The organism is Arthrobacter sp. C152 (assembly GCF_054890965.1).
In genome coordinates this window covers 110,453-129,201 of record NZ_JBTZSU010000009.1, presented here as the reverse complement: position 1 = coordinate 129,201, position 18,749 = coordinate 110,453, and the positions used below count along the sequence as shown (strand labels likewise).

At 61.3% G+C, this 18,749-nt stretch carries 13 protein-coding genes; 7 read left to right on the top strand and 6 right to left on the bottom strand.

Features of this window, described 5'->3' with window-relative positions; genetic code table 11:
• The first annotated feature begins 52 nt into the window (after positions 1 to 52).
• The 3 genes from ACYSM9_RS09285 to pntB all read left to right on the top strand — a co-directional run bounded on the left by ACYSM9_RS09285 (position 53) and on the right by pntB (position 4,369).
• The gene (locus ACYSM9_RS09285) at positions 53 to 1,000 is read left to right on the top strand and encodes a 1,4-dihydroxy-2-naphthoyl-CoA synthase (RefSeq protein ID WP_461856686.1); all 948 of its coding nucleotides are present in this window, start codon (positions 53 to 55) and stop codon (positions 998 to 1,000) included.
• A gap of 337 nt (positions 1,001 to 1,337) precedes the next feature.
• A complete protein-coding gene (locus tag ACYSM9_RS09280) occupies positions 1,338 to 2,897 on the top strand; it encodes a Re/Si-specific NAD(P)(+) transhydrogenase subunit alpha (protein WP_461856685.1) in 1,560 nt (519 codons plus the stop codon).
• Entirely contained in the window at positions 2,894 to 4,369 is a 1,476-nt protein-coding gene (pntB, locus tag ACYSM9_RS09275) for a Re/Si-specific NAD(P)(+) transhydrogenase subunit beta (RefSeq protein ID WP_461856684.1), read from the top strand. The genes ACYSM9_RS09280 and pntB overlap by 4 nt, the downstream gene beginning before the upstream one ends.
• A 397-nt stretch (positions 4,370 to 4,766) precedes the next feature.
• On the opposite strand, the gene ACYSM9_RS09270 is transcribed toward pntB, so the two are convergent.
• The 6 genes from ACYSM9_RS09270 to ACYSM9_RS09245 all read right to left on the bottom strand — a co-directional run bounded on the left by ACYSM9_RS09270 (position 4,767) and on the right by ACYSM9_RS09245 (position 13,170).
• Positions 4,767 to 5,582, bottom strand: coding sequence for an SDR family NAD(P)-dependent oxidoreductase (locus tag ACYSM9_RS09270; RefSeq protein ID WP_461856683.1), 816 nt, complete (start codon positions 5,580 to 5,582; stop codon positions 4,767 to 4,769).
• 256 nt (positions 5,583 to 5,838) lie between these two features.
• The gene (locus ACYSM9_RS09265; RefSeq protein ID WP_461856682.1) at positions 5,839 to 7,353 is read right to left on the bottom strand and encodes a GH1 family beta-glucosidase; all 1,515 of its coding nucleotides are present in this window, start codon (positions 7,351 to 7,353) and stop codon (positions 5,839 to 5,841) included.
• 56 nt (positions 7,354 to 7,409) lie between these two features.
• On the bottom strand, positions 7,410 to 9,653 hold the full coding sequence (locus ACYSM9_RS09260; protein WP_461856706.1) for a glycoside hydrolase family 3 N-terminal domain-containing protein: 2,244 nt from the start codon (positions 9,651 to 9,653) through the stop codon (positions 7,410 to 7,412).
• Between the two features lie 342 nt (positions 9,654 to 9,995).
• On the bottom strand, positions 9,996 to 10,898 hold the full coding sequence (locus ACYSM9_RS09255; RefSeq protein ID WP_461856681.1) for a carbohydrate ABC transporter permease: 903 nt from the start codon (positions 10,896 to 10,898) through the stop codon (positions 9,996 to 9,998).
• Positions 10,895 to 11,830, bottom strand: a complete 936-nt coding sequence (locus ACYSM9_RS09250) for a carbohydrate ABC transporter permease (protein ID WP_461856680.1) — start codon at positions 11,828 to 11,830, stop codon at positions 10,895 to 10,897. Before ACYSM9_RS09250 ends, ACYSM9_RS09255 begins: the two co-directional genes overlap by 4 nt.
• 5 nt (positions 11,831 to 11,835) lie before the next feature.
• Positions 11,836 to 13,170, bottom strand: a complete 1,335-nt coding sequence (locus tag ACYSM9_RS09245) for an ABC transporter substrate-binding protein (protein WP_461856679.1) — start codon at positions 13,168 to 13,170, stop codon at positions 11,836 to 11,838.
• Positions 13,171 to 13,328: 158 nt separating this feature from the next.
• Here ACYSM9_RS09245 and ACYSM9_RS09240 point away from each other — a divergent pair, with 158 nt between their 5' ends.
• The 4 genes from ACYSM9_RS09240 (at position 13,329) to ACYSM9_RS09225 (ending at position 18,295) form a co-directional block, all read left to right on the top strand.
• The gene (locus ACYSM9_RS09240) at positions 13,329 to 13,985 is read left to right on the top strand and encodes a TetR/AcrR family transcriptional regulator (RefSeq protein ID WP_461856678.1); all 657 of its coding nucleotides are present in this window, start codon (positions 13,329 to 13,331) and stop codon (positions 13,983 to 13,985) included.
• A gap of 403 nt (positions 13,986 to 14,388) precedes the next feature.
• On the top strand, positions 14,389 to 16,233 hold the full coding sequence (locus ACYSM9_RS09235; protein WP_461856677.1) for a glycoside hydrolase family 3 protein: 1,845 nt from the start codon (positions 14,389 to 14,391) through the stop codon (positions 16,231 to 16,233).
• Between the two features lie 169 nt (positions 16,234 to 16,402).
• Positions 16,403 to 16,639: a hypothetical protein gene (locus ACYSM9_RS09230; protein ID WP_461856676.1), complete on the top strand. Its 237-nt coding sequence runs from the start codon at positions 16,403 to 16,405 to the stop codon at positions 16,637 to 16,639.
• A gap of 444 nt (positions 16,640 to 17,083) precedes the next feature.
• Positions 17,084 to 18,295, top strand: a complete 1,212-nt coding sequence (locus ACYSM9_RS09225) for an endo-1,4-beta-xylanase (RefSeq protein ID WP_461856675.1) — start codon at positions 17,084 to 17,086, stop codon at positions 18,293 to 18,295.
• The last annotated feature ends 454 nt before the right edge of the window (positions 18,296 to 18,749 follow it).

Here is an 18,749-nt window from a genome sequence, read left to right as displayed (position 1 = left end):
ATTCTACGTGGCTGCTCAACGCCATCAACGTTATCAACACAACCAGGGACCTATGAGAAACGAAATCCCCGCTAAAGTGTCTGACACCTTCGATCCCGCCCAATGGCGCGAGGTCTCCGGTTTCGATTTTCAGGACATGACATACCATCGCCAGGTGAAGCGTTCGGCGGACGGCACCACCAGGGACCTTCCCACGGTCCGGATTGCCTTCAACCGTCCCGAGGTCCGCAACGCGTTCCGCCCCGTCACGGTGGACGAGCTCTACCGGGCCCTGGACCACGCCCGGATGACGCCGGATGTAGCTACCGTCCTGCTTACCGGCAACGGCCCCTCCCCCAAGGACGGCGGCCACTCTTTCTGTGCGGGCGGGGACCAGCGCATCCGGGGCCGCGACGGGTATCGCTATGCCGACGGCGAGACCCAGGAAACCATCGATCCCGCAAGGGCCGGCCGACTTCACATCCTGGAAGTCCAGCGGCTGATGCGCACCATGCCCAAGGTGGTCATCGCGGTGGTCAACGGCTGGGCAGCCGGCGGCGGGCACTCGTTGCATGTGGTCGCAGACCTCACCATCGCCTCCCGGCAGCACGGCAAGTTCAAGCAGACCGACGCCACGGTGGGAAGCTTCGACGCCGGCTACGGGTCGGCGCTGCTCGCGCGGCAGATCGGGCAGAAGGCTGCCCGGAAAATTTTTTTCCTGGCCCGCGAATATTCCACCGAGGACATGGTCCGTGTGGGTGCCGTGAACGAAGCCGTGGACCACGAACGGCTCGAAGAGGTGGCCCTGGAGTACGCCGCTGACATTGCCCGGCAGTCACCGCAGGCCATCCGGATGCTCAAGTTCGCCTTCAACCTCGCCGACGACGGACTGGCCGGCCAACAGGTCTTCGCCGGCGAAGCCACCAGGCTGGCCTACATGACGGACGAGGCGGTGGAGGGCAAGGAGGCTTTCCTTGAGAAACGCGACCCCGACTGGTCCCGCTTCCCCCACTACTTCTAGGGCAGTCGACGTCTTCGCAATGTAGCTGCATGCCTCGAACCGGACTGTGCCAGCGCTCTGGTATGAAGCGGGGAAAGGGTTGCAAAGATGTCAGTCCGCCTCCCAACATCACCGAGGCTCGCGGTAAGGCAAACCCCAACAGCTCGCCACCGTTTAGGACTCAAAGAATTCCGTCGCCGGGTCCGCATGCCCTTCGCAACAGGCACCCCGAAATCCGGGCAGGCCCCGGCGGCGGATCCATTCCCGGCGATGCTTCATCTGAAAGCAGTGACCCCCGTTTGTCTCCCGGCGATCGAAATCAGATTGTCCAGGCGCCACATCTTAGAGAGGGCAGTAAGTGACACGTATTGGCATTGTCGCCGAGTTAGGTAGCGAGAGCCGGGTGGCGGCGACGCCCACCACGGTGAAGCGGTTGTTGGAGTTGGGCTACGAGATTGTAGTCGAGAAGGGTGCAGGGGAGTCCTCAGCTTTCCGTGATGAGGACTACGAAGCTGCAGGTGCCTCGGTGGTGGGTGCTGATGAGGCGTGGGGCAGTGAGGTGGTGCTGCGGATCAATCCACCCTCGGAGGAGGAGATTGGCCGTTTGGCTGACGGTGCGACGCTGATTGGACTGTTGGCCCCTGGTTTGCGGCCGGAACTGGTGGAGGCGCTTGCGGCACGTCCGATTACGGCGCTGGCATTGGACGCTGTTCCGCGGATTTCGCGTGCGCAGTCGATGGATGTGCTCAGTTCGATGGCGAATATCGCCGGGTATCGTGCCGTGATTGAGGCGGCCCATGAGTTTGGCAGGTTCTTCACGGGTCAGGTGACCGCGGCGGGCAAGGTCCCGCCGGCAAAGGTCCTGGTGGCGGGTGCAGGCGTTGCCGGGCTGGCGGCGATCGGTGCGGCCTCGAGCTTGGGCGCGATTGTGCGCGCGACGGATCCGCGGCCGGAGGTCGCGGATCAGGTGAAGTCCATTGGCGGGTCCTACCTCAAGGTAGAGGTGGAGGAGGAGATGAAATCCTCGGATGGGTACGCCAAAGCAACCTCGGAGGCATACAACCGGCGGGCAGCGGAGATCTACTCCGAACAGGCAGCGGATGTGGACATCATCATCACCACGGCCCTGATCCCGGGCCGGCCGGCGCCGAAGCTGCTCACGGCCGATGACGTGGCCGCGATGAAGCCGGGCAGCGTGATTGTTGATATGGCTGCCGGCCAGGGCGGGAACGTGGAAGGCTCAGTGGCCGGGGAGCGGACCGTCACCGAAAACGGTGTAGTCATCCTCGGCTACACGGACCTGCCGGCCCGGTTGCCGGCTCAGGCCTCGCAGCTGTATGGAACTAACCTGTTGAACCTTCTTAAGCTCCTCACCCCGGAGAAGGACGGGCAGCTGAGAATCGACTTCGACGACGTCGTCCAGCGTTCAGTGACGGTGGTGCGGGAGGGTGAGAAGACCTGGCCGCCGCCCCCGGTGCAGGTCTCCGCTGCCCCTGCTCCCGCCGCACAGGCCGGGCCCACGGCTGAAAAAACAAGTTCGCCGAAGAAGAAGGAAGGCCTCAGTCCTGCGGGCAAGGCCGTTTTGTTCGCTTCGGGGATCGCGGCCCTCTTCGGCATCAATACGGTGGCCCCGGCGCCGCTGCCGCAGCACTTCACGGTGCTGATGCTTTCGGTCGTGGTGGGCTTTTACGTCATCGGGAAAGTCCATCACGCCCTTCACACCCCGCTGATGTCTGTCACCAATGCGATCTCGGGGATCATCGTGGTCGGTGCCCTGCTTCAGGTCACCTCCGAAAACCCGGTGGTGCAGGTCCTCGCGGCCGTCGCTGTCCTGCTGGCCAGCATCAACATCTTTGGCGGTTTCGCCGTGACCCGGCGCATGCTCGCCATGTTCGCGGCCGGGAAGGCACGTTCATGAGCCACGCCACCGAAGCAGCAGAAAAAATCTCGAGGAGCCTTACTTTGCCTGACGCCGTTTCTGGTCCGCTGACCACGGAATCCATCGCGGGGGCGGCCTATGTCGTCGCGGCCCTGCTGTTCATCCTCAGCCTGGCCGGGCTGAGCAAGCACGAAAGAGCCAAGGTCGGTGTCATCTACGGCATCACCGGCATGGTGATCGCGTTGGCTGCCACGGTCTGGCTGACCCTTCAAGGCGCCTGGGGAACAAACCACGGCCTGACCGGCCTGGCCCTGCTCGTCGCCGCGGTCCTGGTGGGCGGTGCCATCGGGCTCTGGCGCGCCCGGGTGGTAGAGATGACCGGCATGCCGGAGCTTATCGCGCTGCTGCACAGCTTCGTTGGCCTGGCTGCGGTGCTCGTTGGCTGGAACGGCCACCTTCAAGCCCCGGACCTGACCGGAGCACTAAAGGACGTCCACCACGCCGAAGTGTTCATCGGCGTCTTCATCGGAGCGGTCACCTTCACCGGCTCCATCGTCGCGTTCCTGAAACTGTCGGCCCGGATGAAATCCTCACCGCTGATGCTGCCCGGCAAAAATGCCATCAACCTCGGCGCCCTCGCCATGTTCGTCGCCTTGACCGTCTGGTACGTCAATGACTCCCAGCTCTGGCTCCTCGTCGCTGTTACGGTGCTTGCCCTCGGGCTGGGGTGGCACCTGGTGGCCTCAATCGGCGGCGGCGACATGCCGGTCGTCGTGTCCATGCTCAACAGCTACTCCGGCTGGGCGGCGGCGGCGGCAGGCTTCCTGCTGAACAATGACCTGCTTATCATCACCGGTGCACTGGTTGGTTCCTCCGGCGCTTACCTGTCCTACATCATGTGCAAGGCCATGAACCGGTCCTTCATCTCCGTGATCGCCGGCGGCTTCGGCATCGCCGCACCCGCCAGCAAAGGAGACACAGACCAGGGCGAGCACCGTGAAATTACGGCCGAGGCAACAGCCGAAATGCTCACCAACGCCTCGTCCGTCGTGATCACCCCCGGCTACGGCCTGGCCGTCGCCCAGGCCCAATACCCCGTTGCCGAACTCGCACACCAATTACGCGAACGGGGCGTGAACGTCAGGTTCGGGATCCACCCCGTCGCCGGCCGCCTGCCCGGGCATATGAACGTCCTCCTTGCCGAAGCCAAGGTCCCCTACGACATCGTTTTGGAAATGGACGAAATCAATGACGACCTCGACAGCACCTCCGTGGTCCTGGTCATCGGCGCCAACGACACCGTCAATCCCGCCGCCGCTGAAGACCCCGGCAGCCCCATCGCCGGAATGCCGGTCCTCAAAGTGTGGGAAGCCGAAAATGTCGTCGTGTTCAAACGCTCCATGGCCGCAGGCTACGCCGGAGTCCAGAACCCGCTGTTCTTCCGCGACAACTCGCAGATGCTCTTCGGCGACGCCAAACAACGAGTCGAAGACATCCTCCGCGCATTTTAAGGAGAGAGAGGCTGTGGGCGCCGACGCAGGACTCTTCCCAATGGGCGCGCGCCCTGCCTTGGCAGAACAGGACCTCACCCTCACCGGAGACAACATTGTCCGAGAACTCAACCTGACGCCACCATTGGGGACTGGTTCGCCCACCCGGCCGCATCATGAGCCGCTGCCAACAAAACAGATTCCCGCATTACTCTGATGCCAGCTGCCGTTCACCGCGGGCGGCATGGGTGGAATGCGAAGGTCGAGGCCAAATCGCTCGTTGACGGAATCTCCATTATCGGCGTACGAATTCGGCCGTGGGAGAGGCAGGCGCTTGACCCTACCGCAGGGCAACCAGGGATGACACGTCGGCCGCAGAGTACGGATCAGAGGGCATAGCAAGCGGGTGATGTTCCCGTCACGAAGTTTTGGCGGCGTCGCTGGGCTCCAGAACGGATTTCATCTGCTTGCCGACCATCCATGTCGTCCACCCCGGGGCTAGTCGCACAAGACGGTCGAGCAGCCGGGCGTCGCTGCCAATGATGATGCGGAACCTTCCCTTGACGAGGCCTTCTACTATTTCGCGGCCCGCCTGCTCGGGTGTGGTGGATCGCACTTTCTTGCCCTTGGCATCAATCATTTCGACACCAGAGTTTGTCGTCAGGTTCGTTGAGATGTTGCCAGGGAAGATGGTGGAGACTTTGATGCTGGAACCCTGCAGCTCGGCGTAGAGGCCTTCGCTGAACTGCTTGACTCCGGCCTTGCTGGCGCCATAAAAAGTCTGGCCTGCGAAAGGAACGAGCGCGGACAGGCTCGACATGTTAACGAGACGGGCCGCGGGACGAGTTCTGAGGATAGGCAGAAAAGTCCTGCACATGTTGACCGTGCCCCAGAAGTTGACATTCATGACCCGTTCGACAACCTCGGCCGGGAGTTTTTCAAAGTCAGCGAAACCGTGAATGATGCCAGCTATGTTCACCACGCCGTCGATCTGCCCGTGCATGGATGTTATCGAGTCGGGTAGCGCGGCGACGGCATCGCGGTCAGTGACATTAGTGCTGTGTGCAGTGACGCGGCCGCCGACTCTGGCCAGCTGAACCGTTTCGGCCAGTCCCCCCTCGTTCAGATCGACCGCAGCGATCCGTGCCCCTCGACGAGCTAGCTCCAGCACGACCTGCCGGCCCATGCCGTTGCCGCCTCCCGTGACCACGAAGACCTTGTCGGTTACGTGCATGTTGTTCTCCTTTTAAAGCGGTGGGGTGTCCAAATACTTCAGGATGAGGCTGAGGTGTTCGTCGCTGCCGTGATAGTGAACCGGCAGCACGCCTGGAGCCTGCGGTTCCATAGGGCCGATTTCGTGGTTGTGGCCAGGGCACCGGGCGCCGTCAACATTGAGTAGGTCGCGTCGGTGTGCTGCATATGGCGTGTCCTCCTGCAGGAGGACACGCCACATGCGGGTGCAATCCGCGCGCTACTCACTCACGCCGTTTCTAATCCTTACTCAAGTTGGCCACGAGGGCGTCCTCTGTGTAGGAGGGAAGAACCCGGCTCTGATTGGGCCTGCTGCCGAGTGAGAACTCACGCAGGGTCGGGATGGTTTTTGATGCGCAGAGTTGAGAGAACCAGTGGGAGCTGAGTTTCGGGGTCCGCTGGAGGGTGTCGTAATCGACGTGAATGATCCCGAATCGCGGTCCGTATCCGGCGGCCCACTCGAAGTTGTCCAGGAGTGACCAGACCAGGTAGCCCACCACGTTGGCCCCGCGCTGGCGGGCGCGGTCAGTCGCCGTAACGTGTTCAATGAGGAAGCGTGTACGCTCAAAATCGAGGACAACGTCGTTGCCATTCAGCGAGGTGACGGTATCGGGGAAAGCTGCTCCGTTTTCCATCACCATGATTGGCAAACCAGGATGTTCTGCGGAAAGGGCCACGAGGTGGTCTTCGAGACCTTGGGGTTCAATCCCCCAGTCCATCCCGGTCCGCTCGAGGTCTCCTCGTCGAACGAACTCAATTTTTTCCGAGCCCGGAAAGGCGGTGCCGCCGGCTTTTTCGGTTTCCGGGTCATAGGCGGGGTTCAGGCGCACATGCATGACTTCGTAATAGTTTACGCCTAGGAGATCGATCGGTTGATGACTGGTTTCCAGATCCCCGGGAAGGACGAAACTCCAGTCCGTGAATTTCCATGTGTCGGCGAGAAGGTCGGTAGGATACTGCCCTTTGAGCATAGGGCCGGTGAAGACGCGGTTTGCCACCGCGTCGAACAGGCGGGCAGCTTCTGCGTCTTCCGGTGTTTCGGCGGCGACGCGGAAGATGTTCAGCGCCACGGAGATTTGGGCGTCGAGGCGGGTGATAGTGCGTCGGAGCGCTTTGACGGCAAGTCCATGCGAAAGGTTGAGGTGGTGCGCCGCGACGAGCGCATCTTCATGGCTCGTTCCACCGGGTGCAAATGCTCCGCTGCCATATCCGGAGAAGGAGTTGTTCCAAGGCTCGTTGTGGGTCGACCAGATATAGACGCGGTCACCGAGAGCAGCGCCCATGATCTCTGCGTACTTTTCGAAGGCGAAGGCGGTCTCGCGTCCGCGCCAGCCGCCGTACTTGTCTTCCAGCGCTTGAGGAAGGTCCCAGTGGTTGAGTGTTACGACCGGTTGGATGCCCCGCGCCAGAAGACTGTCAACGAGGCGTGAATAGAACTCTAGGCCCTCAGCGTTCACCTCGCCCTCACCGGTGGGCATGACGCGGGACCACGAGATCGAAAACCGGTAGGCAGTTAGGTTCAGGGCATCCATCAACCCGAGATCCTCGTCGACACGGCGGTAGTGATCGGCGGCGATGTCTCCCGTGGCACCTCCTTCGGTCTTCCCCGGGGTGTGGCTAAAGGTATCCCAAATGGAGGGACCCCGGCCCCCTGCGGTTGCGCCGCCTTCAATCTGGTACGCGGCAGTCGCGGCGCCGAGGATGAAGGAGGGCGGTAAATCGATGTGTCCGGTATCGAGGAGACCGTGGTACATGGTCAGTCCTTTCGCGTCGGTCGTGTGACCGCGTATGTTCCGTTGCAGCGGCTGGTTCATGGCAAATCCGCGGTGAGGGTCAGGGACGTCGATTCAGTCAGGTATGCCCTGCTGTCTGTCACGTCCGCCGTTCCGCCGGTAACGTCCAGCAGAGTGCGCAGGGGGCGGTCGTCCGAAGACGCGCCGACTGAGATGGACATTGGGCCTGGCTCGACGATCCACTTGCCCTCAAGCGAGAGGTAGGCCAGGAGCGCCAGTTGCAGCGTGAAAACCAGCCTCGCTTCCTCGCCAGGCTCCAGCGTGATGCGCTGGAAGCCGGCGAGTTGCAGCGCAGGTCGTGAGGTCCCGAGCGCTTCGTCCTCGACGTACAGCTGGACCACTTCGGTGCCGGTGCGGCTGCCGCTGTTGGTCACTGTGACCGTCACCTCTACCTCTCCATCCGTGGTGACAGATCGCGTGCTGAGGGCCAGTGCTGAGTACGTGAATGAGGTGTAGGTAAGCCCGTGTCCGAACGGATACAGCGGGGTGGGGGCCTCATCGACATATCCGCCGTGGTCGTCGCCTTCGCGGCGGCGGTAGCCGCTGCCAAATCGTTGGCCGGAGTGGATTGGTACCTGGCCGCTTGATCGCGGAATGGTGTACGGGAGCCGTCCTTGCGGTTCGCTGGCGCCGGTGAGAACGTCGGTGACGGCGCGGGTGCCGAATTCGGAGCCGTAGTATCCGAGCACGAGCGCGTTCAGCTTTGGGTCGATGTCGCCCAACGCGAGGGGCCTGCCTGAGAAGAGGACGCCCACCATCGGTGTGTCCAGGGCGTGGAGCGCATCGACGAGTCTGCGCTGTGATTCGGGAAGTCGCAGATCGGAGGTGTCTGCGCCTTCGCCTTCGGTGCGCTCGGCGAAGAACCATCGGGCCAGTCCGCCGAGTGCCAGGATTATTACGTCCGCGCCGCGTGCCGCGTCAACCGCGGCCGGGATTTTGTCGATGCCGCCGTCAACATCGCAACCTTCGGATACCACTATCGTCGCGTTCGGCAGTGCGGTCCGGAGGGCGTCGCTGAGCGACACGGCGTCGTACTGGGCTTGTGCGTATTCGTCCTCGCCCATTGCCAGGAGGTCGCCGATCTCGCCTTCCACGTAGGAGATATCGGGCTGGAAGGTACTTTCATCCACTCCGACCATGGAGCTGGCCACTCCCCTGCGCAGAGCGCGGGTCAGGGCGATGAAAGCGGGGAACGTATATGGTGCAAATGCCGTACCCACAGCGGCGGCGTGGGGACCAATGACGGCTATGCGGGGCGCATTGCCGAGAGGCAGGACACCGTCGTTCTTCAACAGCGTGACCGATTCGTGCGCCAGCCGCGATGAGAGCTCGCGGCCCTCCTTTGCAATTGACATCACCGTGACCTGATCGGTGGACACATACGGATTCTCGAACAGGCCGAGCTCGAACTTGTGCGTGAGAACCCGCAGGACGGACTCATCCACGAGTGCCTCACTGATCTCTCCGTCCTGGACGGCTGAGACAAGGGCTTCCCCGTACCCGAAGGGAGCAGGCAACTCCACGTCGATGCCAGCTCGTAGTCCAAGCACGGCGGCTTCGCGTTCGTTGGTGGCGGCCCGGTGATGGATGACCAGGTTTTCAATCGATCCCCAGTCAGACACCACTGTTCCCTCGAAGCCCAGTTCGTCCCGCAGCAAGTGACGGAATATCCGAGGATCAGCGGCAACGGGTACCCCGTCCCAATCCGACAGGGAATTCATGACTGAATCCAGGCCGCCGAGGGTGATGGCGGCGGCGAAGGGACGCGCGTAGACCTCCCGAAGCTCACGCGCGCCCAGGTGAACGGTAGCCATGTTTAGCCCTGCCTCGCTCATCGCGTAGCCAAGGAAATGCTTGCCGGTGGCAATCACGCCGTCCTCCAAGGACATTCCTCGCAGGTTGCGGACAAACGAGACCCCAAGAGCACTCACGAGGTATGGATCTTCGCCATACGTCTCATGAACTCGCCCCCACCTTGCATCTCTTGCCACGTCAAGCACCGGGGAGAGTGCGTGGTGCAGCCCGACGGCGCGCATCTGCCGGCGGGTCAGGGCAGCCATGTCACCAACCGCGTCTGGATCCCAGCTCGCCGCAAGGGCGATTCCTGTGGGGAAGGATGTAAACGATGGCGCGTTGACACCGTTCAGCGCCTCGACGTGCATGATGGCAGGAATACCTAGCCGCGTGTTCTCAACGAGGTACCGTTGCACCTTGTTATTTAGCCTCGCGAGGTCAGCAGCAGTCCGCGGGAATCCTCCCATATGAGGTTCTACATACCCGATGCCTTCACCGAGCTTGGCAGCGGCGATGTCCGGACGAATTCCTTCACCGTCGAACAGCATCGTCGGCACGAGCGAGGTTAGCTGCGCAACCTTCTCCGACATGGTCATCCGTTTGATGAGATCAACGGCTCGAAAGCGGGCTTCCGCCACTTTTGCTCCTAAAGTTCGTGTTGCACCCCTTACGGGGATCTATCGCGCTGACGGTGATCAGGCGATGATCCTGTGGGGTGACAATGGTGATGATGTGGTCAGCAGTAAGGCGACTTTTCTGAGGAAGCGCCTACCGGCAGGGGGCTGACGCATATATTTCTCGTCTAGGCTTCAGCCCTTCACACCCGAGGAGACTGTTGACCGGATGAAGTAGCGCTGGGCGAAGAAGAAGATCGACAGCACAGGCAAGATGTACAGCACTGCCGCTGCAGCCTGGACGGTGGGAATGGTGTTCCCGTTAGGGTCCTGGTACCACGCGGTGATGGCCACCGAGAGGGTGGTGTGGTCTGTGTCCAGCAGCAGCGCGGGCGCAATGTAATCTCCCCAGGTCCAAGTGAACGACAGGAGGAACGAGGTGATCAGCACCGAGCGGGAGAGGGGGAGGAATATCTGAACGAAAATTCTGAACCAGCCGGCGCCGTCCATGATCGCCGCGTCTTCCAGTTCGCGCGGGAGCGACGAGAAGAACTGTCGGAAGAGGAACACCATGTACGGTGATGCGGCCAGCCCCCACAAAATCCAAGGCCAGTAGGTGTTCACCAGCCCGATTTGGGAGAAGAGAACGTACGTGGGCAGCAGCGTCAGAATCTGCGGGATCATCATGGTTGAGAGCAGAACCAGGAACAGGGCCTTCTTTCCAGGGGCCTTGAGCCGGGCGAAACCGAAGCCTACCGTGGCACTCGATATGGTGATCAGCACCGAATACGTCGTCGCGAGGAACAGAGAGTTTACGGTGTAGGCGAGAAAGTCCATCTGGGTAACGGCGTCTACGAAGTTGTTCCATTGCGCTTTATCAGGCAGTACCTGGATCGGGAACGACGCCCATTCAGCGGGTGTCTTCAGCGCCGCAAGCACCAGCCACAGGAATGGGCCGATGAAGAATACCGACAGCAGAAGGATCACAACGTAGAGGATTACAGGGGGCCGCTTGGTCTTGCGGGTTTTTCCGAGCTTGCGCATGCCCTTTACCGTGGTTACCGGCCCGACGGCGGTTGCACGCTCAGTCATGGTCATGGGGTTGCTCCTTCATTCTCCGCTTCAGTGTCTACTTCGTAGTAAACCCACGACTGGCTCGAACGCATGAAGAGCAGCGTCAGGCCCAGGATGATGAGGAAGAATATCCACAGCATTGCCGATCCATAACCGAAACGGTTGCTGAGGAAGAACTCCTTGTAGACCTGCACCATGTATAGGTTGTTGCTGTCCGGCACCCCGCTGACCTTCGAAATCCCAGCCGAGCTTGTCAGGAGGAGCGGCTGGATGAAGACCTGAAGGGCCGCGATCACGCCGGTGATCACCTGGAAGAAGAGGATGGGTGAAATCATCGGCACTGTCACGTGCCGGAAGACGGACCACCGTCCCGCGCCGTCGATGGTGGCCGCTTCCTCGAGCTCCGCCGGGACGCCCTGAAGCGCGGCGAGCATGATGATCATGCCTGCGCCCAGCCCCCAGAGCATCAGAATGACCAGAGCGTAGAAGGCGGTGGGATCCAAAAGCCACGAGATCGGTTGGATACCGACGGCGCCCAGGATGGCGTTGAGGATTCCGGAATCCCTGTTGAAGACAAGCTTCCACATGATTGCCATGGCAACAACCGGGACGACTGAGGGCAGGAAGAACAGGGTTCTCCACAGTCCCAATGCCCTCAGCCGCCGGTTGATGATCATTGCCAGGCCAAGAGATCCGCCGATGGTAAGCGGGACAACGATGGCAGTGAAGAGCAGCGTCCTCAGGAGCGCCATCCACGCCTCGCCGTCAGTGAACAGTTCGACGTAGTTATCCAGGCCAACCCACTTGAAGCGGGGAGAGCTGCCGTCGAAGTTGGTGAGGCTCACAAGCAGCCCGAACACCATGGGCACCGCCGTCAGCAGCACGAAACCCATTACCCAGGGCCCGACGAACGCGTAGAACGCCTTCTTGGGGTAGCGGGACCACTTGCGCGCCATAACTGCTAGCCGATCTGCTTCTTGCCCTGCGCTAGGGCTTTGTTCAATTCATCAGTGAGCGCCACGCATGCCTGGTCAACGCTCATTTCACCCTTGATGGCCTTTTCAAGGTACGTCTTGATGGTGCTCTGCATCAGGTCCACGGAGATGTAGGGCGAATCGGGCAGGGGCTTTGCATATTGCAGTTCGTTCTGCGCGACGGCGTATGCCTGCTTCTGAAACGGAAGATCCTGCGGCAACTTGTCGCTCAGCGACTTCAGCCCCGGAAGGCCCCAGCCACTCGCGGCACGCTCCTTGGCCGGTGTGCCGGCCATGTAATACTCCATGAGCTTGAATGCCGCGTCCTTGTTCTTCGACTTCGCCGGGATCCACCACCCCTGGCCGGAGAACGTAGGGGCGACGCGGGTGTCCCCCATTACAGGTGAAGGAGCCATCCGGACAGTTTTCAGCGCATCGGGGGCGGCGAAGTTACCGCCATACCAATAGCCATCCTGACTGATCGCCATTCGCTGTGCCGCGAAAGTCGAGTAGTCAGAGCCATCCGGAAGCGGGTTCAGGGACGTCGGGCCTACCCCTGATTTCCCGAAATCGACGTACCACTGGAAGGCGCGCTTGGCAGCGGCCGAGGTGAAGTCGATCTTGGTCAGGTCCTCGTTGTACAGCTGCCCACCTTGCTGCATCACCATCGCCGACATTGGCTGGGAGAGGGACCAGTCCCATTCGACGCCCAGTCCAAAAGTCTTGGTTGTTGCGCCGGCGACAGTAAGCTTTTTGGCGATCTCCAGGAGGTTGTCGTAGCTGGTTGCCTCGGTGTCACTCAGGTAGGGGACACCAGCTTTGTCAAAAAGGGCGGTGTTGTACCAAAGTGTCGAGTCCTGGCTCCAGTCCTTGACGATGCCGTAGAGGGGACCTTCACCGCTCTTGGTACCGTTCCAGCGGAAGCTGTCGTTGACGGGCTGAAGGTCGTCTTCCTTCAGCACATCACTCTTCTTCAGGTACGGGGTGAGGTCCGTAGCCAACCCCCGCGCGTTGAAGTTGGCGCTGCCGACGGCGGCGCCAACAGTAATGTCGGGCGGGTTGCCCGAAGCAAGCATGGTGTTCAGCCGGGTGGCATCGAACAGAACCTGGTTGATCTTGATGCCAGGGTTGTTCTTCTCAAACTCAGCAACCTGTTCCGCGCTGAGATCCTTGGCTCCGACCATAACGGTCAAAGTGGTCTCCCCCGACTGGCTGCTGGTGCTACCGCCGCCGGCGGTGCACCCGGCAAGTAGGGCTGTTGCTGCAATGAACGAGCCTGCGACAAAGGTACGTCGCTTGAGTGGGGCTAGTGGTGTAGGCATGTCTACCTCCTTGTGACATGGGGCGCCCGGAGCAGGGTCACCGTGATGATCGTGATCATCATTACATGAAAGTTGAACAGTTGCTACAATTTTATTCAGCGAGTTTCAAAGCTCGGTGTTGTCCACGGCCCCGGTCGATAGTTAGTAAGGTCACTAGCATGAGTGAACAGAAGAGCCCCGGCGGGCGGGGCCCGTACGCGAAGTCGGCGCAGCGATCGAGTGACATCCTCGATGCCGCCGCCACCGTGTTCTCCACGCACGGCTACCATGGCGGCTCACTGCGGGACATCGCACGCTCCCTCGATCTCAGCCTTACCAGCATCGTCCACCACTTCGGGTCCAAGTACGAGCTTCTCGAGGCCGTGCTCGAGCGGGCCGACAGGACCACTTCCGGAAACGAGGAGTTCGACTTCGACGCCGTTTGCGCAGAGCGCGGGGTCGCGTCCGCCACGTTGGAGCGGGTGGAGTCAAGCCTCGAGCGGCCTGAACTGCTGCGCCTCTTCGCCATCCTGGCGGCGGAATCCTCCGCCCCCACGCATCCCGCGCATGACTGGTTCGTCGCCCGCTACCGGCGCAAAACGGAAGAACTTTCGGCCGCCTTCACCTACGACCAGGCCGCAGGCAGAATCAGCCCAACCCGAGACCCCCACACCCTTAGCCGCCTGCTCATAGGTACCTGGGACGGCATACAGCTGCAATGGCTGATCGACCCGGCCTCCGATATGACCAGGTCCATGAGGGCATTCTTTGAATGGGCCCTTCCGGAATCGGTGAAGGATCTCCCCGGCGCTCCGGACCGATCTGCCCCCAGGTAATCTGCCCAATCCTTCTTTCCCCCGTTCCAGTGCCGGGTGGTTAGTGCGGCCCTAGCGGAACCATAATTCCGAAAAATGTAGCGGTCGTTCAAATTTAGTCGTAAGGTGGGCGCTGTCGCTTCTGCTGTCGCGACGACATCGTGACCCCTCAACGAGGAGATCCTTCCATGAGCGGGCAAGAACCGGGCAGCGTGCGTGTGGATCGCCCGCACGGCTCGCAGGGGTAGTGGTGAGTTCGCTCCGGGACGGATAGAAGTCCATTTCCACAATCGCTACGGCAAAGACACTGCCGGACGTGGCCGCGCCTTCTCACTCAAAGGCCCACTAAATCGTTCCGATCTCGGTGTTCGGCGCGTCTTGGCCGAAACGAAAAATCAAACCGCCCATCCAGGAGAGGATCCACATGACCCACCTAAAGCTGGCAACAACACCTGACGGAATCCAGTACCGCGACCTGAATGGGAACGGGATCATGGACCCCTTTGAGGACCCGCGGAGAACACCCGAAGAGCGCACCGAAGACCTGCTCACGCGGCTCTCGTTGGACGAAAAGATCGGTCTCATGTTTCAGACCGTCATCGAATCTGGACCTGCCGGCTCTTTGCTGGAGAAAGCGGGGCACATCAGCAAGTCACCAACCTCGGTGGTGGTTCTGGCGAAGAACATGAACCACTTCAACGTCCACGGGCTCGACGACGCACGGGAAGCCGCCCGGTGGAGCAACGCCCTGCAAGACCTCGCCGCTCGATCGCCTCACGGAATTCCCGTCACAATCTCCACGGACCCTCGCCACGCATTCGCAGAAAACGTCGGCGTCGGGTTTTCCGCAGGCCCGTTTTCGCAATGGCCGGAAGGGTTGGGCCTGGCCGCGATCGATGATGCTGAAACCACCCGCCACTTCGCCGAGATCGCCAGCGCTGAATACACTGCGGTCGGAATTCGGTCTGCGCTGCACCCGCAAGTTGACTTAGCCACTGAGCCCCGATGGGGGCGCCAACTGCAGACTTTCGGTTCCCGCCTGGATCGGGTCATAGCCCATACGGCCGCGTATCTGGAAGGCTTCCAAGGCGCCACGCTCGGCCCCGGCAGCGTGTCTTGCACGACTAAACACTTCCCGGGCGGGGGACCGCAAAAGGACGGCGAGGACGCCCACTTCCCGTATGGCCGCGAACAGGTGTACCCCGGTGGCCGGTTCGAAGACCATCTGGCACCTTTTAGGACTGCCATCGAGCATGACACTGCGGCAATCATGCCGTATTACGGGATGCCGTTGGGTATTGAAATAAACGGGCAGCCGGTAGAAGAAGTAGGTTTTGGCTATAACCGCCAGATAATTCAGGAACTTCTGCGCGAAGAACTCGGCTTTAACGGTGTCATTGTGACGGACTGGGAACTTGTTAACGACAACGTTATTGGTGACCAGGTCCTACCCGCCAGAGCCTGGGGAGTCGAGCACCTTGACGCCCGGGGGCGCATGCTGAAAATTCTTGAAGCAGGAGCGGACCAGTTCGGCGGCGAAGAATGCGTCGAAATCCTCCGCGACCTCGTCGATGAAGGTCTCGTCGCGGAATCCCGGATCGACGCCTCGGCGCGTCGATTGCTGCTGGTGAAGTTCCGGCTCGGGCTTTTCGACAACCCCTTCGTCGACGAAGATACAGCGGGCCGCGTTGTTGGCTGCCCGGAACACCGTGCGGCGGGCGACCTGGCGCAATCCCGCTCCGTCTGTGTCCTCGAGAACAAGCTCCACGGAACTGAAGCGACCCTTCCCGTTGCGCCGGGCCAACGTCTCTACATAGAGGGAATCGATCCCGCTATAGCCGGCGCGCTCGGAACCATCGTTCCCACGCCGGATGAAGCAGATCTGGCAATTATCAGAATCGCCGCGCCATTCGACGCCAGAGACGACCTTTTCCTCGAATCATTCTTCCACCAAGGAGGGCTCGAGTTCCGGCCCGGCCTCATCTACCGACTGAATGCGATAGCCTCCCGCATACCCCTAATCGTGGATGTCGCCCTTGACCGGGGCGCAATCCTTACCCCGATCTCAACGGTCGCATCCGCGCTTACTGCGAGTTTTGGAGTATCCGATTCTGCACTATTGCGGGTGCTCAGTGGCGAAGTTGCACCCGTCGGACGGCTGCCAATCGCACTGCCAAAGGCAATGGATGACGTCTGGACCGTCGCTCCGGACACTGGCCTCGCGGCCGATAAGTGTCTTTACCCGGCCGGCCACAGGGCACTTCTGTAAACGGCACCCTCGGGCCACGCACCTGTTCACCCCGACGCCCCGCCAGTCCAAGGGCTCTTGACCCCGGCTCCCTGCAAACCGCTGGATGCTGCATCAAGCTTGGCCAGCTTCCGCCGTAGCGCCCCTCGCTTCGCCTCGCACCCCGTACCCGGTGCGGTGAAAGGAACACATGGAAATCACGACCGGAGAGCTGGGGCAACCCGGCATGCTTGAGGTGCAGGTCAAGGACGCCTCTGAGGTGGATACGGCTCTGGAAGAGGCGATATCGGTCGTGCAGAAGGCCGCATTCAAGCACCGGACAGGGATCCTCGTGACACGGATCGCGACGGGCAGGTATATCGTGCGTGCTCATCCTGCCGTCCCCTTCGGGTTGATCCGCCAGCGACACGACGACCTCAACAGCTAGACCCCTACGCAAAATAGGCATAACCGGAAAGCTCGTCCGGAATACGACTGCGCCGACCCCGACGACACAGACAGTGGGGGGCTCACAGGTTCCGCGCTGAACCTCGGTGGGCAGATCAGGGCCTCATCCTCCGGATCAGGCCCCTGATCTCCTGCGCCATGCGCCCTGCGCAAGAACCGCACGCATGTCTTCAGCGCTTCAAATCAACGGGCGCAGACAAGCAAAAAAGAAATTGTTGCACATGTCACAATTTCGGGTTACCTTTTTCACCACCGAAGCAGAACTCGGTGCCGCCGCCTTACCCGGCCGCGGCGGAATGGCACGGCTGCCCCCACCCGGGGTCAGAAACCATCCCAGCGCACCGGATGCTGGCTCGTATTTCGAGCAGTCACCTTGCGGCCGAACGCGCTGTTGGCAGTCACCTACTCGAAGGAATTCGCCCCAATGAAGACGCGAAAAGCTCTAGCCATGCTAGCCACAGTCAGCCTGGGTCTGACGATGTCGGCGTTCGCCAGCCAGGCTGCAACCGCCTCGACGACGCCAAGCCCAACCTCAGACGCCCTCCCCGCAGTGGGGGCCGAGGGTGGCATCGGCTCGCTCCGGGAGGAGGCCGCGAAGGCTGGCCTCATCATCGGATCCGGTTCGATCAAAGGCATGACATCAACGGCCGATGGCCGGCCCTCGAACTATTTGGCAGAACCCCAGTTCGCGAAGGTGCTGGCCGAGCAGTTCAACAGCCTGTCCCCCGAGAACGACATGAAGTGGCAATTCGTTGAGCCGCAAGAGGGCATCTTCGACTTCGAGGGCCTGGACCGACTGGCGGCCTTCGGCAAAACGAACGACATGCAGGTCAAGGGCCACGGCCTGATCTCGGGCTGCTGCAACCCCGATTACCTTGTATCTAAGGTCAATGACCCTGTCGCGTTCCGCGCCGCCATGGTCAATCACTTCAATACGATCATGAAGCGGTACAAGAACAAGATGGACCGCTGGGACGTCGTAACCGAAGCGCTGGAGACGATGGGTGGGGGCCTTCAGCACAACGACTTCTACAACGCCCTCGGCCCAGACTACATCGCAGACGCGTTCCGGATTGCCCATGATGCGGACCCGAAGGCCAAGCTTTTCCTGAACGAAAACCTTGTGGAATCACTCCCAGGGAAGCGGCAGGAACTGTACGACCTCGTTTCCGGTCTCGTTGCAGACGGGGTGCCTATCAACGGCGTGGCCTTGCAGATGCACGAAACACTCGAGGGGCCTCCGCCCGGAGCCATCACCGAGATGACGAACTTCTTCCACGGCCTGGGACTCGAGGTCTCTATCGCGGAGCTGGACGTGCACACATACGACCCCATCTCGCAGGCGCAGATCTACGGCGACATCGTCACTGAGGCGCTCAACGCCGGCATCAAGGAAATCAGCGTCTGGGGCTTCACGGACAAGCACCTCTATTCATGGCTCCCGGGAGCGAAGCCGTGCCTGTTGGACGAGAACTACAACCCCAAGCCGGCGTACTTCGCCGTTCGTGATGCTCTGCGGAACTACGTCGAGAAGACGGCCCAGCTCAAGTACCCGCTCGGCAAACTGCCCAAGCAGCCTGTCGGCAAATCCTCGAACTCGAGCGCGGCCCTGCAGGCCTTAACAACTGCGCAGTAGAGGCGCGATAGTGACACTCGTTGTGGTGTGCGGTCCCAGTCACGCACCACAACGAGTGTCCTTCCTGCGCAGCGGTAGAGCAGCCAAGGGGTGACGCCGGGAAACCTCATCCCCTCGTTGCAGTCAGCCTTCAATCGAGTCGGCCGACAGCGGAGAAGCAGCGCGGGCGCATCGACGGTTGGGAACCCGACGCCGTTGTCAGAAGACTGGAACCCGGCCGCCGCCACCCTGTGACGATCTCCGGCCTCGTGGCACTCCAGCCGGGCCTCACCCTGCTCATGCGCTGGCTCGAGAGGTGGGAAGACGGTTCAACGAATTTAACGCCCGAAGAGCGAGGCAGTCCGTGCCTTGTCGAGTCAGCAGTGAACGGCAAAGAGAAGATGGAGGAGTATATGCCGAACTCAAGCCGCAGTCTCAGCACGGACGACGACTGGGTCTTCCTAAACACAGGGGA

What these genes read in the sequence shown, in the direction of transcription:
- ACYSM9_RS09285 (WP_461856686.1), top strand. Translation starts at nt 53, where the DNA reads ATGAGAAACGAAATCCCCGCTAAAGTGTCTGACACCTTCGATCCCGCC.
- pntB (WP_461856684.1), top strand. Translation starts at nt 2,894, where the DNA reads ATGAGCCACGCCACCGAAGCAGCAGAAAAAATCTCGAGGAGCCTTACT.
- ACYSM9_RS09270 (WP_461856683.1), bottom strand. Translation starts at nt 5,582, where the DNA reads ATGCACGTAACCGACAAGGTCTTCGTGGTCACGGGAGGCGGCAACGGC.
- ACYSM9_RS09265 (WP_461856682.1), bottom strand. Translation starts at nt 7,353, where the DNA reads ATGTACCACGGTCTCCTCGATACCGGACACATCGATTTACCGCCCTCC.
- ACYSM9_RS09260 (WP_461856706.1), bottom strand. Translation starts at nt 9,653, where the DNA reads ATGGGAGGATTCCCGCGGACTGCTGCTGACCTCGCGAGGCTAAATAAC.
- ACYSM9_RS09255 (WP_461856681.1), bottom strand. Translation starts at nt 10,898, where the DNA reads ATGACCATGACTGAGCGTGCAACCGCCGTCGGGCCGGTAACCACGGTA.
- ACYSM9_RS09250 (WP_461856680.1), bottom strand. Translation starts at nt 11,830, where the DNA reads ATGGCGCGCAAGTGGTCCCGCTACCCCAAGAAGGCGTTCTACGCGTTC.
- ACYSM9_RS09245 (WP_461856679.1), bottom strand. Translation starts at nt 13,170, where the DNA reads ATGCCTACACCACTAGCCCCACTCAAGCGACGTACCTTTGTCGCAGGC.
- ACYSM9_RS09240 (WP_461856678.1), top strand. Translation starts at nt 13,329, where the DNA reads ATGAGTGAACAGAAGAGCCCCGGCGGGCGGGGCCCGTACGCGAAGTCG.
- ACYSM9_RS09235 (WP_461856677.1), top strand. Translation starts at nt 14,389, where the DNA reads ATGACCCACCTAAAGCTGGCAACAACACCTGACGGAATCCAGTACCGC.
- ACYSM9_RS09230 (WP_461856676.1), top strand. Translation starts at nt 16,403, where the DNA reads ATGGAAATCACGACCGGAGAGCTGGGGCAACCCGGCATGCTTGAGGTG.
- ACYSM9_RS09225 (WP_461856675.1), top strand. Translation starts at nt 17,084, where the DNA reads ATGAAGACGCGAAAAGCTCTAGCCATGCTAGCCACAGTCAGCCTGGGT.